The organism is Ravibacter arvi (assembly GCF_039540405.1).
Lineage (GTDB): Bacteria > Bacteroidota > Bacteroidia > Cytophagales > Spirosomataceae > Ravibacter > Ravibacter arvi.
Genome location: NZ_BAABEY010000036.1, coordinates 379,263 through 394,012, shown reverse-complemented (window position 1 = coordinate 394,012; position 14,750 = coordinate 379,263). Strand labels below are relative to the sequence as shown.

The following is a 14,750-nucleotide window of genomic DNA, read 5'->3' as shown; positions in this document are numbered from 1 at the left end:
ATAATTTGGTTAGCTGAAGATAACGAAATAATCTACTAAACTGATATAGTTCAACAGTCGTTCCCTACTTCCCGCCCAGGTTCCTGCGGGCAAGCACTGCTCCTAAAAGTGCGAAAAATGCGGCAAGCAGCATCGGCGCACCGGGAAAGTACACCTCCGAGGGCGATGTTGTAAAATAGGAAAACACCCCCGTCATAAGCGGCGGTCCCAGGATGGAAGTAGCGCTTGCCAGACTGGTAAGCGCGCCCTGCAGCTCGCCCTGCTCGTTTACTTTTACCTGTGTGGAAATTACACCCTGTATGGCGGGCCCCGCTATGCTTCCCATAATATAAGGCACCATAAAAAGGTACAATTGCCAGCTTTCACGGGCAAAGGCAAACAATGTAAACCCTATACAATACAGCCCTAACCCAACGTATATACTTCGCTCATTCCCGAGCCTGGGAATAATAATACGGATAAGCCCGCCCTGCACGATCATAGACAGGACCCCGAAAACCCCGAGTGAAATCCCGATTTCCTTTTCTTTCCACCCAAACTTTTCCATTACAAAATAAGACCAGCTTCCCTGGACGGCATAACCGGCCAGGTACAGCAATATCAGTGAGAGGACCAGGCCTGAAATAACCGGGTAACGCTTAAGGTGCATCAACGCTCCCACGGGGTTGGCACGTTTAAAGGAAAATTTTCGCCGGTTTTCGATTTTCAACGATTCAGGCAAAATGAAATACCCATAGAGGAAATTGAGAAAAGATAGTCCGGCGGCTACAAAAAACGGCATCCTGGAACCGTACTGGCCCAGCAGACCTCCTATTACAGGCCCAATAATAAATCCTCCCCCAAAGGCCGCACCGATCAGCCCGAAATTCTGGCTCCTTTTCTCCGGGGTACTGATGTCGGCGATGTAAGCCGCCGCCGTGGTAAAACTCGCGCCGAGTATACCTGCAATAATGCGCCCCAGGTACAGCCAGAAAAGCGAGGGGGCAAATGCCAGGAAAAGGTAATCGATGGTAAAACCGAAAAGCGATGCCAACAGGACGGGCCGCCGACCAAACTGGTCGCTCAAGCCGCCGATCACGGGCGCAAAAATAAATTGGAAGAAAGCATAGACAAACATCAGCCAGCCGCCGTCGCGCGCAGCTTCTCCCAGCGAGTCGCCGGTAAGTTCCGTGATCAGCTTAGGCATAACCGGTATAATAATTCCCAATCCGATTACATCAATCAGCAACGTAACAAAGATAAATCCGAGCGCTGCATTCCGTTTGGTTGACATAGTGTATTTCAATCCTTCGAGTTAAGTGCTGCAAACTTAGATAAATACAAAGGAATTGACCCACATTTCGCCAATGAAAATTGCGCCGAAACTATTACCTTTGCCGTCTTAAAATTTATCCCAGTTTTACTTCTTTCTATTGGAAATGGCTAAAAAGATAAAATCAGCCCTGGTTTCGGTTTTCTACAAAGACGGTCTTGCCCCGATTGTAGAGCTACTTCATAAAAATGGGGTGAGCCTCTATTCTACGGGAGGTACCCAGACATTTATAGAAGACCTGGGCATCCCGGTCACCGCGGTAGAGACCCTCACCGGGTACCCGTCTATTTTCGGTGGCAGGGTCAAAACGCTTCATCCTGCCGTTTTCGGAGGAATTTTGTACCGCCGGGATTATCCGGGTGACGTAGAGCAGGCTGCCGAATTTAATATTCCCGCGCTTGACCTCGTCATCGTAGACCTGTACCCTTTCGAGGAAACTGTCGCCTCGGGCGCTTCTGAGCAGGAAATCATTGAAAAAATCGACATCGGCGGGATTTCGCTGATCCGTGCGGCCGCCAAGAATTTTAAAGATACGCTGATCGTTTCATCGCGTGAGCAGTATGCACGGGTATTGGCGCTGCTGACAGAGGACAACGCGGCAACAAAACTTGATGACCGCCGCCAGTTCGCCCAGGAGGCTTTCGCGACGACTTCCCACTACGACACAGCCATCAATAACTGGTTCCTCGGAGATGCTTCTATTTCCGTGCGCGATTTTGAGAACCTCCAGGCGCATGTGCTTCGGTATGGCGAGAACCCGCACCAGAATGCAACCTTTTTTGGCGACCTGGATGCTCTTTTCGACAAATTGAACGGAAAGGAGCTTTCCTATAACAACCTGGTAGACGTTGACGCCTGCCTGAGCCTGATCGATGAATTTGCGGGCGAACAACCTGCCTTTGCGATTATCAAGCACACCAATGCCTGCGGTGTCGCGGTTGCTGCGACAGCGAAGGAAGCCTATCTCAACGCGCTTTCATGCGACCCGGTTTCCGCTTTCGGGGGTGTTGTGGTATCCAATTCTATTATCGACCTTGAAACGGCACAGGAGCTTAACCAGCTTTTTATGGAAATCCTGATCGCTCCCGGTTACGATGCCGACGCCCTGGAGCTGCTCCGTTCCAAGAAAAACCGGATTATCCTGCAGCGGAAACCGACCAAAGTTTCGCACGAAATGTTCAAGACCGTGCTGAACGGAGTGCTGGTACAGGATAAAGATGCACTTACCGAAAATGCGGCTCAAATGACGGTAGTGACGGAAAAAGCGCCCTCAGAAGCAGAACTGAAAGCGCTTGAGTTTGCGTTGAAGGTATGTAAACATACGAAATCCAATACCATTGTGCTTGCCAACGAAAACCAGCTGCTGGCAAGCGGTACCGGTCAGACTTCGCGGGTGGATGCGCTCAGACAAGCCATTGAAAAGGCCGGCGCCTTCGGTTTCGACCTTAAAGGCGCGGTAATGGCTTCCGACGCGTTTTTCCCTTTCCCTGACTGCGTGGAAATAGCACACCTGGCAGGGATTTCCGCCGTAGTTCAGCCTGGCGGTTCGATCCGCGACAAGGATTCTGTTGACTACTGCAATGCCAATGGGGTCGCGATGGTGACCACGGGCATACGGCATTTCAAACACTGACCGGGAAGATTACCGAAATAACGCTCGAAAAAAGCCCTGCCTTCCCGTAATGCAGGGCTTTTTTTCAAAGGGCGAATACTCCGGTACCAAACCCAAAACATTCCTTCAAGTGCGCGGAAAACCAAATACTTTACCACTCAAAACGGTTTTTCTGTTGCTCGCCATAGCAACGGCAGTAGTATTCTGCCTACCCTACCGGCATCTCTTTTTCTGCGAAACCGTACAGTTCGGCCAATTCTCGGAGCCGGCGGAAAACATCTTTATCAGTCCGGGCATTGCCCGGAAAGAACACGCGAAAATCCTGCGGATGCTGGAGACCGCGGAAAACCGTGTGAATGCCTTCTGGGGGGAGAAAAAGGGAAGGGCTACCGTAATTGTATGCGCCACTCCTGCGGAATACGGACGGTACTGCCCGAACAAAGAAGGGGCCGGCTGCAGCCTGGGGACCTTTTACGGCAACTCTTTCATCGTGCTCAATCTTTACGGCATTAATCCCGATGTGATCAGCCATGAAATGTGCCATAACGAGGTTTTCTCACGGCTGGGATGGCGTAAAACCACTTTCGCAATCCCGCAATGGTTCAATGAAGGACTGGCCATGATGCTTGACTACCGCTTCGTCAATACCCCGAACAGCGCCGCACGCTATGAACGCTACCTGAAGGAATGGCGGCTGCGTACCGTCCCGCCGGCAAAAAAATTAAGGCTCGCTGAAATCTCGACGCTAAACGGCTTCTTCGGCGGCGACGCGCGCCACGTAACGCTTGCCTACCTCACCGCCGCAACCGAAGTATCACACTGGTTATTGCTGGTAGGGCAGAAAGGCCTTATCCAGTGGACGGAAGCCATTCAAAGGGGAGACCGCTTCGAGGTGTACTACGAGATTGAAAACCTGCATCGCAAAATCACCCCGCACCCCGGCAACCCGGTGAGGCGCCTGGACCAGGCTCAACCTTCCGAATGACTTCTTTTTAAATTCCAAAAAAACCTTGCTATGTTTTCAGGCCGGTTGTTTATTTTTGGCACGCTGCCACAGTAACATCCCGAAGCTTTCTACCAACAATACCGATTCATGAATCAACTTGCTACGCTTGACTACATAATATTCCTTTTCTATTTCGTGATTGTAGCCGGCTACGGTTATTGGATTTTCCAGCGCAAAAATGCAAAAGAGACCTCTACCAAAGATTTCTTCCTCGCGGAGGGATCGCTTACGTGGTGGGCGATCGGCGCCTCACTGATTGCGTCGAATATTTCTGCAGAGCAATTTATCGGTATGTCCGGTAACGGGTTTTCCATGGGCCTCGCCATTTCTACCTACGAATGGATGGCGGCGGCAACTCTGATTGTGGTAGCTGTATTCTTCATGCCTATCTACCTGAAGAACAAGATTTATACCATGCCGCAGTTTTTGAATCAGCGGTACAACAAAGCAGTGAGCCTGACGATGGCCATTTTCTGGCTCGCGCTCTATATCCTCGTCAACCTTACTTCCATACTTTATCTCGGCGCCTTAGCCATATCGGGTATTTCAGGGCTTGATTTCACGACCTGTATGATGGGGCTTGCGGTGTTTGCCATTGTCATTACCCTCGGCGGAATGAAAGTAATCGGGTACACCGACGTGATCCAGGTGTTTTTCCTGGTGATCGGCGGCCTCGCCACGACCTACCTCGCCGTAAACCTCGTATCAGACGTCTTCGGAGTAAAAGGGCTCGTCAACGGGTTCCAGCTCATGCGTGAGCACCACGACGACCACTTCCATATGATTTTCAAAAAAGGAGATCCTCATTACATGTCGCTTCCGGGCCTGACCGTTCTCCTCGGGGGGATGTGGATCGTCAACCTGAATTACTGGGGCTGCAACCAGTACATCACACAACGTGCCCTCGGCGCCGACCTCAAAACGGCCCGCAACGGCATTTTGTTTGCGGCTTTCCTCAAACTTTTGATGCCGATTATCGTGACTTTACCAGGCATTGCTGCTTTCGCGCTTTACAGCAAAGGGCTCTACCGGGAAGAAATGCTCGGCGCAGACGGCGTGTTGAACCCGGACAAGGCCTATCCCGTGCTGCTGAGCCTGCTCCCGGCCGGCCTGAAAGGGCTTTCGTTTGCAGCACTGACCGCCGCAGTGGTGGCATCGCTGGCGGGGAAAGCCAATAGCATTTCGACCATATTCACCCTCGACATCTTCAAAAACTATATCGGGCCGAATGCCACTGAAAAACAGTTGGTCAATATCGGCCGCTGGGTGGTGGTGGCATCGATGCTGATCGCCATTGTCGTTTCTCCCTACATGGGAATAGAGAAAAAAGGAGGCTTTCAATTTATCCAGGAAATGACCGGGCTGCTTTCCCCCGGGATATTTGCTTCGTTTATACTGGGTTTCTTCTGGAAACGAACCAATTCCGCCGGAGCGCTTTTCGCCATTGTAGGCGGCTTCCTGGTAGCATTGCTGATGCACCTCAACCTTTTCCCCTTCGCCGACTGGACGACCGTACCGTTCCTTGACCGTATGGGCTGGGTTTTCCTGATCTGCGTGGCCGGAATGGTAGTCCTCGGCTACCTGATGCCGGACGAAAGAAAAGGACTCGAGGTAGACCTCAACGGGTTCAAAACCCATCGCACTTTTACCATCGGGGCCGCAGCCGTGTTGTCCGTGATTGCTTTTCTGTACTGGTATTTCTGGTAATCTCTTGTCCGGCGCGACACTTACGGTTTCTGCTCTCAATTCGTGCGTATTTAGTGAATACAAACTAAATTTGTTTTGTTATGACGGAAAGCACCGACATAATAGCCATTTGGAACATGACACCGGAAGCAAAAGCAGCATTTTTTGAGCAACTTAACAAGGGAAACAGCCGGTTCAGGTACAGTTTACCCTCGAGAAAGGACAGCGGGCAATATGTTCAATCGCTCATTGATTACCTGTTCCCGAGCAGCTCCGACTGTGAATGTCGTTTTGCTTCTAACCGGAAAGAGCTTCACGATACTTTTGAGAAACTTTCGTACAAGCTGGAATGCCTGATCAGGCCGATTTCCCCCCTTTTGGATGGCACAATCGAACAAACGGTCAGCAATTTTAACGCGTGTCTGCCGGATATCTACGAAAAGCTCCTTGAAGATGCCCAATCCATTACCGACAACGATCCCGCCTCGCAGGGAATTGAAGAAGTGGTTGGCATCTATCCGGGATTTATGGCCATTGCCACCTACCGCATTGCACATGCCCTGGCCGGCTTGAAAGTACCTTTCCTGCCGCGTATGTTTACCGAATATGCACATAGCCAGACCGGCATCGATATCCACCCGCACGCTGTCATCGGGCGCAGCTTTTTTATCGACCACGGTACCGGGATTGTCATTGGAGAAACGGCTGAAATAGGCAATCATGTTAAAATATACCAGGGCGTAACACTAGGCGCCACACATGTATCCAAGACCATGGCAGCCACCAAACGGCACCCGACCATCCAGGACAATGTCGTGATTTACGCCAATGCTATTATCCTGGGCGGTGACACCGTAATCGGTCACGACACCATCGTCGGGGGAAATGCATGGGTTACGCACAGTATACCGCCTTACTCACAGGTATACCAGCGTAGCGCCACTGAAATCCGTACGCATCAGCCCGCCTGACGATCCGGGCGTTTTCATGAAAAAATTATACTACGATATCAACGAGATAGCCGAAATGCTCCACCTGGAACCGTATACATTGCGGTATTGGGAAAAGGAGTTTCCGCACCTGAAGCCGAAAAGAGATGCGCGGAATCGCAGGCGGTATACCGAAGCCGATATCGAGATTATTAAAAAAATTCAATACCAAAAGGAAGTACAGGGTCGTACCATCAAGGGTACCCGCGAGCAACTTAACCACCGGGAGACCGCTGAAAACATAATCTTTAACCTCCAGCACCTCCGCAACTTCCTGGAGGAACTTCGCAGTAACCTGAATTAGGAGTAGCCTATTTAAAATGATTGTAAATTAGGCGCTTTTTTCCAATATTTGCGCCATCATTTACCATCGCCTGTTCCATGAAACACACTGCTGTTTTTCTCTTTCTGCTGTGGAGCCTGACCACATCCTACAGCCAGGTAATCACGCCTTCTTCCCTGCAAACGCATATCAACGTTCTTGCTTCGGACTCGCTTGAAGGGCGGGGAACCGCTACCACCGGGGAGATAAAGGCGGCCAACTACATCGCCCGCCAGTTTCAGAAGGCCGGCCTCATGCCCCGCGGTCATAACGACACGTACTTTCAGCCCTTCACACTTTCCTTCAAAATAGACGGGTTCACCCACCAGCAAACCGCCCGGAACGTGGTTGGGCTTCTCGATAACGGAGCGGCCGCAACAATTGTTATCGGCGCCCATTACGACCACCTCGGGACCGGGCTTCAAAGCGGGTCGCTGGCCCCCGAATCGGCCGGCTACATACACAACGGCGCCGACGACAACGCCTCGGGCACTGCCGGTATGATCGAACTGGCGCATTTCCTGGCTTCCAATAACATCAGAGAACGCTTCAATTTCCTATTTATCGCCTTCTCTGCCGAGGAGCTGGGCCTGATAGGGTCTAAATACTTCGTTGAAAATCCGACGATACCTTTCGACGACATCGCCTTTATGATCAACATGGACATGATCGGGCGCTATAACGCCGGCAAAGGCCTCACCATAGGCGGCTGGGGGACGTCGTCCTGGTGGGGAAAACTGATCCCCGGCATCGCCCGTCAACAGGGCATCGTCTATAAGCCCGATTCGTCGGGCATTGGCCCCTCCGACCATACGTCGTTCTACTCTAAAAAGAAGCCGGTTTTATTCTTCTTCACCGGCGCCCACAGCGACTATCATAAGCCGGTAGACGACGCTGACAAAATCAATGCGGAAGGAACGGCCAAAGTTCTTGCAATCATCACCGGGCTCATAGCAAAACTCGACTCGGAGACGGGTATCCCCGACTACCTGGAAGCCGCCAACCCGCATGCACAGGCGTCCAGGACGAGCTTCAAAGTAACGCTTGGCGTAATGCCCGACTACAACTTTACCGGGAATGGCGTCAGGATTGACGGTGTCTCGGCGGGAAGGCCTGCTGAACTGGCGGGCATCAAATCCGGCGATGTTATTACCAGGATCGGAAAGACTGCAATTAAAGACATTTACGAGTACATGGATGTGCTCGGGAAACATGAAAAAGGTCAGACAGTGGAGGTAGAATTTGTCCGTGGACAGGAAATCAGGAAGACCAGGCTGACTTTCTGAAAAAGGAAATCCTTCGGCTACACTGCGTTGCGCTACCATTGACAACAAAAGGTTTGGCGCCCCTCCAACCGGAGGGTCATCCCGACCGCAGCGGAGGGATCTCCCGGTCCCTGCACCCAATCCCTTTCAGAGGACTTTTTTATAGCAACAGGAGATCCATCAGTTCCACTGCGTTCCATTCAGGATGACCATCCGGCAGATGCGCTATCATCGACAACAACAGGTTTGGAGCCACTCCAACCTCCGGGTCATCCCGACCGCAGCGGAGGGATCTCCCGGTCCCTGCACCCAATCCCTTTCAGAGAACTTTTTTCTTGCAACAGGAGATCCTTCAGTTCCACTGCGTTCCATTCAGGATGACCATCCGGCAGAGGCGCTACCATTGACAACAACAGGTTTGGCGCCGCTCCAACCGGACGGTCATCCCGACCGCAGCGGAGGGATCTCCCGCTCCCCGTACCCAATCCCTTTTAGAGGACTTTTTTTCTTGCAACAGGAGATCCTTCGACTCCGCTGCGCTCCGCTTCAGGATGACCATCCGGCAGAGGCCCTACCATTGACAACAACAGGTTTGGCGCCGCTCCAACCGGAGGGTCATCCCGACCGCAGTGGAGGGATCTCCCGCTCCCAGTACCCAATCCCTTTCAGAGGGCTCTTTTCTTGCAACAGGAGATCCTTCGACTCCGCTGCGCTCCGCTTCAGGATGACCGTCCGGGTGATAGCCTCCGGCTACCATTGACTTCCATTGACAACATCTATTTGTCATCTACGCTACAAGGTGTTTTCGCAAAAAAACTTCTTTCTCGGGATGACTGGAGCGCGGGGGGTTACGAATTCCAGATCAAAAAACATAAAACGATTCGTGAATTCGTGGCTCCCTGTGTATATCCCACCCGCCTTTCCCACTCAAAAACATCAATTTATCTCAACATATTGTTATTTTTGAAATACGGTGCCCCCCGGGCGCTTCATTTTAATTCTTTATCCAACCCGAATGAGACGACGTATATTCCTGCAAAAAGCAAGCACCATTGCCCTTTTACCCCTGGTTAACCGATTCCCGGAAAATGCCCCTCCCACCAAAGAAACACTTCCCCAATGGCTTCTCGATCTAGCGCCGGTGAATGACCTCTCCGTTGAGCAGCTGGCGAAATACCAGGAGCGCCGTCCGGGACCCGATTTTGGAGGTCTGACCGATCACCAGCAAATGTTCAATGCACACAGTACGTCGGGATTTGTACGGGTTTGCGCCAATGCCCTGTCACTGCCCAACTCAAAATTCTACCGGTCCGAAGAGCTTCCGCCGTTGATGGACGACGCTATGGCTTACCTGCTGAAACTGCAACATCAGGACGGCACCATCGACCTGCTTTCAACCAACTTTCACTCTACCCCCGACGTAGCCTTCCTGGTGAAACGGCTCACCCATACCTACCGGCTGCTCCAGCAGTCCGGGATGAAATCGGTGGCGCCCGTTGAAGCCAAACTGAAGACCTTTCTCTTAAAAGCGGGAGACGGCCTTTCTGTGGGCGGCATTCACACACCGAACCACCGGTGGGTAGTTTCGGGCGCCTTAGCGAGCCTTTATTCCATCTGGCCCGAGACGAAATACCTCAACCGGATTGAGCAATGGCTGTCAGAAGGCATCGACCTGGATCCGGACGGCCAGTTCAACGAAAGGAGCACCTACATTTATTCTTCGCTCACCGACCGGGTGCTGATTTCGGTGGCGGATTATGCGAAAAAGCCCTATATTCTGGACTACGTGCGGAAGAACCTGGCCATGACCCGGTACTACGTTCACCCCAACGCAGAAATTGTGACGGATGCCTCAGGCCGACAGGACAAAGCGATTGTCGGGAACCTGGAAAACTATTACTACCCCTATCGGTACCTGGCTTTAAAAGACGGTAACCAGGACTTCGCCGGCATGTGCCGGTTCATCGAAAAGACGGCCGGCAACAAGATCGTAACGCACCTTGACTACTTCCTCACAGACCCGTCACTCTGGAAAGAGTTGCCGAACGGGAACGCTGTTCCAACCAAATATGTAAAAGCCTTTCCGCATTCAGGTCTCGTCAGGATCAGGGAAGACAACTGGGATGCCAGCATTATAGCAAAAAATCCGGCCTGGCTTACCTTTATGAAAGACAATGCCGTGATCCAGGGGATAAGATTCGCCTCTTCCTTTTTCGGGAAAGGCCAATTTACCAGCGAAAAAATCAACGAAACCGGGGGAAGCTGGAAACTCACGCAGCACCTCGAAGGGCCCTATTTTCAGCCGTTGCCACCGAACCGGCTGCCCGGCGACGGTGACTGGGAGAAAATGCCCAAATCAGAGCGTCCGCAAAGCGAAATCCAAAAGCTGGATACTACCGTCACCATCCGGAAAAACGACAGCGGCATTGAAATTGAAATTTCAGCAACGGGTACCGACAGAGTGCCGGTGGCGCTTGAACTTATATTCAGGGAAGGCGGCGAATTGAAAGGTGTCGAAGCTGTGCCCGGTGCAGCCAATAGCTGGCTGCTTAAAGAAGGTACCGGTACCTTTACCCGAAACGGAAGCACTTTAACGTTCGGCCCGGGCATTGCCCGCCACCTCAATACGGCGCTTCGGGGGGCACTGCCGCATAGCGGCGCACCGTCTGTGTTCCTGACGGGCTTTACCCCTTTTCAACATACGTTAAAACTGGTATAAAAATCTTTGCGGAACCCGATGCCGGGTTCCGCAAAGATTTTCTCAATAGCTCAATTGAGGCGCCAGCCATCTTTCGGTGTCATCTACCGTCATCCCTTTCCGGGCCGCATAATCCACCACCTGGTCCTTCTGTATTTTCCCCACCGGGAAATACCGGCTTTCAGGATGCGCAAAATACCAGCCACTGACTGAACTCGCCGGGTACATCGCAAAGCTATCGGTGAGCTCAATCCCGATTGAACCGGCATCGAGCAGTTCAAACAGCTTGCTTTTTTCCGTATGGTCAGGACATGCCGGGTAGCCCGGTGCGGGCCGGATCCCGGAATAAGCTTCCCTGATCAGCTCCTCGTTAGAAAACTTCTCGCCGCCACTGTATCCCCAGAATTCCTTTCTGACGCGCTCGTGCATCAGCTCCGCGAATGCCTCGGCCAGGCGGTCTGCCAATGCTTTTACCATGATACTGTTATAGTCGTCGTGGTTCGCTTCATACTTTTCGAGCAGGTGCTCGATCCCGATCCCGGCGGTAACCGCGAAGCCGCCCAGGTAGTCCGGTTTTTCCGGCGTTATCCCCACCGGCTTGATAAAATCGGACAGGCAGTAATTGGGCAAACCAGGCGCTTTCTGATTCTGCTGGCGAAGGTGTGAAAGAAGCACCGTCGGCTCGCTGCCAGCCTCGTATGAAACATGCAGGTGGCTACCATGACGCTCACAGGCAGCCTCAGACTCATTCTTGCTGAACGCATACAATTGAATATCATCAGTATCGGAAGCGGCAGGCCAAAAGCCGATCACGGCACTCGCCTTCAATAGCTTCCCATCAATAATTTCGTTCAGCAGCGCTTTGGCCTCCCCGAATAGCTTGGTAGCTTCGACACCCACCACCTCATCCTTCAAAATAGCCGGATATTTACCGGCCAGCTGCCAGGTCTGAAAGAACGGCGTCCAGTCAATATAAGCGGCGATCTCTCTCAGGTCGTAATCCTCGAACCGTTGAACTCCCAGGAAAGCAGGCTTCACCGGCTCAAAATCCGACCAGTTGGTCGTGAACCGGTTTGCCCGCGCTGCATCCAGCGATAACTGGCTTTTTTCGGACTTACGGCGGGCATGATCCTCACGCACTTTTGCATATTCACTTTTAAACTCCTGGTGAGTGGCACGAAGGCTGTCGGCGCTTTGCAGCAGTTTACCGGCCACCGGCACTGACCGTGACGCGTCAAGCACATGAATAACGGGACCACTGTAATGCGGATCTATCTTCACCGCCGTATGAACGCGCGACGTGGTAGCACCGCCGACAAGCAACGGGGTTGTAAATCCTCTGCGTTCCATTTCCTTCGCCACACCGACCATTTCATCCAGGGAGGGCGTAATCAGGCCCGAAAGCCCGATAATATCTACGTTCTCCTCCTTGGCCACCGCCAGGATTTTCTCGGTGGGCACCATTACGCCGAGGTCGATAATTTCGTAATTGTTGCACCCCAATACCACTCCCACTATGTTCTTCCCGATATCGTGAACATCACCCTTCACCGTGGCCATCAGCACTTTACCGGCGCTAGAAACACCTTCGTCTTTCTCCGCTTCGATAAATGGCTGAAGGTATGCTACGGCTTTCTTCATTACCCTGGCCGACTTCACCACCTGGGGCAGGAACATCTTACCCGCTCCGAACAGGTCGCCGACGATACTCATCCCGTCCATTAACGGACCTTCGATAACCTCCAGCGGCCGCGCAAAAAGCTGACGGCATTCCTCCGTATCTTCGTCTATATAATCTGCAATCCCTTTAACCAGCGCGTGCGCCATACGTTCTTTCACCGGCAATTCACGCCAGCTCAAATCAGGGCCGGATTGCGATTTCCCCTTGTTCTTGATAGTATCGGCAAAGGCAAGCAGCCTCTCGGTAGCATCTGAACGCCGGTTCAAAAGCACGTCTTCGACAAGCTCAAGTGTTTCTTCCGGAATTTCATCATAAATACCGATTTGTCCGGCATTTACGATACCCATATCCAACCCGGCGCGGATTGCATGATACAAAAAGACGGTGTGTATGGCCTCCCGGATCGGCTCGTTCCCACGGAAACTGAATGAAACATTGGAAACTCCGCCCGAAACTTTGGCAAACGGGAGGTTTTCTTTGATCCACTTCACCGCGCGGATAAAGTCGACGGCGTAATTGTTATGTTCCTCCATCCCGGTAGCCACCGTCAGGATGTTGGGGTCAAAAATAATATCTTCGGCAGGGAACCCCACTTCGTCCACCAGGATGCGATAGGCACGTTCGCAGATTTCTATACGCCGCTCGTAATTATCGGCCTGACCGGTTTCGTCAAAGGCCATTACCACAACGGCGGCCCCGTATCGCAATACATCCCGGGCTGACTGACGGAATTTCTCTTCACCTTCTTTCAGGGAAATGGAGTTCACAATTGCTTTCCCCTGCGCGCATTTCAGTCCTGCCTCGATTACCTCCCATTTGGACGAATCAATCATGAGGGGCACCCTGGATATATCCGGTTCCGAAGCGATCAGGTTTACAAAAGTGCGCATTGCCTCCACGCCGTCGATCATTCCTTCATCCAGGTTAATGTCAATCACCTGCGCCCCGGTTTCTACCTGCTCGCGGGCGATGGCCAATGCCGCATCATAATTTCCCTCGCGTACCAGCCGGGCGAACTTCTTGGATCCGGTTACGTTGCAGCGCTCACCAATGTTTACAAAATTGGAAAGCTCGTTGATCGTTACTGCTTCCAGTCCCGAAAGCTTCATAACGTGTTCTCTCTGGTGTGTAGCCCGCCCCTCGTACTTTTTTGCCAGCTCCGCGATCACGCGAATGTGATCCGGGGTAGTACCGCAGCAACCACCGATAATATTGAGCAGACGTTCTTTCAGAAACCCTTCAATTACCACGCCCATTTGCTCAGGCGACTCGTCGTATTCACCCATTTCGTTGGGGAGCCCGGCATTGGGGTGTGCCGAAGTAGCGAAAGGCGACTTATCGGCCAAAACCTGGATATAGGGCCGCATCTGGTCTGCTCCGAGCGCACAGTTCAGCCCGATCGAGAGCAGGGGAAGATGCGATACTGAAGTCAGGAAAGCCTCCGTGTTCTGGCCAGACAGTGTTCGGCCCGAAGCATCGGTGATTGTTCCCGATACCATAATTGGCAAGGCATCACGACCGTTCCAGCGCCAGGACGGCAGCGCGGTTACCTTTCCGTTTCTCGCATCATCAAAAAACAAATCAATGGCATAAAGAGCAGCTTTCGCATTGAGCGTATCAAAAATGGTTTCGACCAGCAGAATATCCGAGCCGCCGTCGGTAAGCCCCCGCACCTGCTCATAGTAGGCCTGAACGAGATCATCAAACGTAACGGCCCGGTAGCCGGGGTTATTAACGTCCGGCGACAGCGAAGCAGTCCGGTTGGTCGGACCGATTGAACCGGCAACAAAGCGGGGTTTTTCCGGTGTCAGCGCCGTAAACTGGTCGGCTATTTCACGGGCGATGCGGGCAGACTCGAAATTGAGCTCGTAAACCAACGCTTCCATGCCATAGTCGGCCATCGCAATGCTGGTACCTGAGAACGAATTGGTTTCTATAATATCGGCACCTGCCTCCAGGTAGGCCGCGTGAATTTCCCGTATAACGTCCGGCCGCGTCAGCGACAACAAATCGTTGTTGCCTTTTACATCGTGCGGCCAATCTTTGAACCGGTCTCCCCGGTAATCGTTATCTTCCAAATGATAACGCTGGATCATGGTCCCCATGGCGCCGTCAAGCACCATGATTCTTTCCTTTAATATTTCGTTTATTGCGCTCATCGTCCTAGTAACAGGTCTTA

At 52.3% G+C, this 14,750-nt stretch carries 13 protein-coding genes; 7 read left to right on the top strand and 6 right to left on the bottom strand.

The window, feature by feature from the left end; genetic code table 11:
- Positions 1 to 64 precede the first annotated feature (64 nt).
- Positions 65 to 1,273, bottom strand: coding sequence for a TCR/Tet family MFS transporter (locus ABD852_RS21315; protein ID WP_345032618.1), 1,209 nt, complete (start codon positions 1,271 to 1,273; stop codon positions 65 to 67).
- Positions 1,274 to 1,418: 145 nt separating this feature from the next.
- On the opposite strand from ABD852_RS21315, the gene purH reads away from it, so the two are divergent.
- The 6 genes from purH (at position 1,419) to ABD852_RS21285 (ending at position 8,213) form a co-directional block, all read left to right on the top strand.
- Positions 1,419 to 2,945: a bifunctional phosphoribosylaminoimidazolecarboxamide formyltransferase/IMP cyclohydrolase gene (gene purH, locus ABD852_RS21310; RefSeq protein ID WP_345032617.1), complete on the top strand. Its 1,527-nt coding sequence runs from the start codon at positions 1,419 to 1,421 to the stop codon at positions 2,943 to 2,945.
- 109 nt (positions 2,946 to 3,054) lie between these two features.
- The gene (locus ABD852_RS21305; protein WP_345032616.1) at positions 3,055 to 3,909 is read left to right on the top strand and encodes a hypothetical protein; all 855 of its coding nucleotides are present in this window, start codon (positions 3,055 to 3,057) and stop codon (positions 3,907 to 3,909) included.
- Between the two features lie 108 nt (positions 3,910 to 4,017).
- Positions 4,018 to 5,637, top strand: a complete 1,620-nt coding sequence (locus tag ABD852_RS21300) for a sodium/sugar symporter (protein WP_345032615.1) — start codon at positions 4,018 to 4,020, stop codon at positions 5,635 to 5,637.
- Positions 5,638 to 5,717: 80 nt separating this feature from the next.
- Positions 5,718 to 6,587: a serine O-acetyltransferase EpsC gene (gene epsC / locus ABD852_RS21295; protein ID WP_345032613.1), complete on the top strand. Its 870-nt coding sequence runs from the start codon at positions 5,718 to 5,720 to the stop codon at positions 6,585 to 6,587.
- 16 nt (positions 6,588 to 6,603) lie between these two features.
- Positions 6,604 to 6,909 carry a MerR family transcriptional regulator gene (locus ABD852_RS21290; protein ID WP_345032612.1) on the top strand — a complete coding sequence of 102 codons (306 nt, stop codon included), beginning with the start codon at positions 6,604 to 6,606 and terminating at the stop codon, positions 6,907 to 6,909.
- A gap of 77 nt (positions 6,910 to 6,986) precedes the next feature.
- Complete coding sequence (locus tag ABD852_RS21285; RefSeq protein WP_345032610.1) at positions 6,987 to 8,213, top strand: M20/M25/M40 family metallo-hydrolase; 1,227 nt, start codon at positions 6,987 to 6,989, stop codon at positions 8,211 to 8,213.
- Positions 8,214 to 8,245: 32 nt separating this feature from the next.
- Here the strand turns inward: ABD852_RS21285 and ABD852_RS21280 are convergent, their stop codons facing one another.
- Genes ABD852_RS21280 through ABD852_RS21265 form a run of 4 tightly spaced genes read right to left on the bottom strand, consistent with a single transcriptional unit; the run spans position 8,246 to position 8,979 of the window.
- Positions 8,246 to 8,392, bottom strand: a complete 147-nt coding sequence (locus tag ABD852_RS21280) for a hypothetical protein (protein WP_345032607.1) — start codon at positions 8,390 to 8,392, stop codon at positions 8,246 to 8,248.
- Between the two features lie 28 nt (positions 8,393 to 8,420).
- Positions 8,421 to 8,564, bottom strand: a complete 144-nt coding sequence (locus ABD852_RS21275; RefSeq protein ID WP_345032606.1) for a hypothetical protein — start codon at positions 8,562 to 8,564, stop codon at positions 8,421 to 8,423.
- Between the two features lie 25 nt (positions 8,565 to 8,589).
- Positions 8,590 to 8,751 carry a hypothetical protein gene (locus ABD852_RS21270; RefSeq protein WP_345032605.1) on the bottom strand — a complete coding sequence of 54 codons (162 nt, stop codon included), beginning with the start codon at positions 8,749 to 8,751 and terminating at the stop codon, positions 8,590 to 8,592.
- A gap of 12 nt (positions 8,752 to 8,763) precedes the next feature.
- Positions 8,764 to 8,979, bottom strand: coding sequence for a hypothetical protein (locus tag ABD852_RS21265; protein WP_345032604.1), 216 nt, complete (start codon positions 8,977 to 8,979; stop codon positions 8,764 to 8,766).
- 228 nt (positions 8,980 to 9,207) lie between these two features.
- On the opposite strand from ABD852_RS21265, the gene ABD852_RS21260 reads away from it, so the two are divergent.
- Positions 9,208 to 10,911 (top strand): hypothetical protein, encoded by a 1,704-nt coding sequence (locus ABD852_RS21260; RefSeq protein ID WP_345032603.1) that lies wholly within the window; start codon positions 9,208 to 9,210, stop codon positions 10,909 to 10,911.
- 42 nt (positions 10,912 to 10,953) lie between these two features.
- Here the strand turns inward: ABD852_RS21260 and metH are convergent, their stop codons facing one another.
- Positions 10,954 to 14,730 (bottom strand): methionine synthase, encoded by a 3,777-nt coding sequence (gene metH / locus ABD852_RS21255; protein ID WP_345032602.1) that lies wholly within the window; start codon positions 14,728 to 14,730, stop codon positions 10,954 to 10,956.
- Positions 14,731 to 14,750: the final 20 nt, after the last annotated feature.

What these genes read in the sequence shown, in the direction of transcription:
- ABD852_RS21260 (WP_345032603.1), top strand. Translation starts at nt 9,208, where the DNA reads ATGAGACGACGTATATTCCTGCAAAAAGCAAGCACCATTGCCCTTTTA.
- metH (WP_345032602.1), bottom strand. Translation starts at nt 14,730, where the DNA reads ATGAGCGCAATAAACGAAATATTAAAGGAAAGAATCATGGTGCTTGAC.
- ABD852_RS21315 (WP_345032618.1), bottom strand. Translation starts at nt 1,273, where the DNA reads ATGTCAACCAAACGGAATGCAGCGCTCGGATTTATCTTTGTTACGTTG.
- ABD852_RS21265 (WP_345032604.1), bottom strand. Translation starts at nt 8,979, where the DNA reads ATGACAAATAGATGTTGTCAATGGAAGTCAATGGTAGCCGGAGGCTAT.
- ABD852_RS21270 (WP_345032605.1), bottom strand. Translation starts at nt 8,751, where the DNA reads ATGGTCATCCTGAAGCGGAGCGCAGCGGAGTCGAAGGATCTCCTGTTG.
- ABD852_RS21300 (WP_345032615.1), top strand. Translation starts at nt 4,018, where the DNA reads ATGAATCAACTTGCTACGCTTGACTACATAATATTCCTTTTCTATTTC.
- ABD852_RS21275 (WP_345032606.1), bottom strand. Translation starts at nt 8,564, where the DNA reads ATGGAACGCAGTGGAACTGAAGGATCTCCTGTTGCAAGAAAAAAGTTC.
- purH (WP_345032617.1), top strand. Translation starts at nt 1,419, where the DNA reads ATGGCTAAAAAGATAAAATCAGCCCTGGTTTCGGTTTTCTACAAAGAC.
- ABD852_RS21285 (WP_345032610.1), top strand. Translation starts at nt 6,987, where the DNA reads ATGAAACACACTGCTGTTTTTCTCTTTCTGCTGTGGAGCCTGACCACA.
- epsC (WP_345032613.1), top strand. Translation starts at nt 5,718, where the DNA reads ATGACGGAAAGCACCGACATAATAGCCATTTGGAACATGACACCGGAA.
- ABD852_RS21290 (WP_345032612.1), top strand. Translation starts at nt 6,604, where the DNA reads ATGAAAAAATTATACTACGATATCAACGAGATAGCCGAAATGCTCCAC.
- ABD852_RS21280 (WP_345032607.1), bottom strand. Translation starts at nt 8,392, where the DNA reads ATGGAACGCAGTGGAACTGATGGATCTCCTGTTGCTATAAAAAAGTCC.